This is a genomic window from Asticcacaulis sp. AC460 (assembly GCF_000495795.1).
Lineage (GTDB): Bacteria > Pseudomonadota > Alphaproteobacteria > Caulobacterales > Caulobacteraceae > Asticcacaulis.
Map to the genome: position 1 here is coordinate 1 of NZ_AWGD01000089.1, position 204 is coordinate 204.

Annotated in this window: 1 protein-coding gene; it reads left to right on the forward strand. The window is 70.1% G+C overall.

Annotation, left to right across the window (positions count from 1 at the left end):
- A partial coding sequence (locus ABAC460_RS50320; RefSeq protein WP_035426725.1) for a hypothetical protein occupies window positions 1–204 on the forward strand: 204 nt, incomplete at both ends.

Here is a 204-nt window from a genome sequence, read left to right on the forward strand (position 1 = left end):
CCCTTAGGGGCCCAGGCTGCGGAACACCAGGACGCGCCCGTCGTGGTCAAGGGCCGTATCCGCGTGCGGCCGGCGGCCGCCGATCCGCTGCCGCCGCTGGACATGTTCGTCAAGGCGGCGCGCATCGAAAAGATCGCCCTGTCGGCCGACGGAACGCGCGTCGCTTTCACCACCCATGTCGACGACAGCCATCTGCTGGCGCTC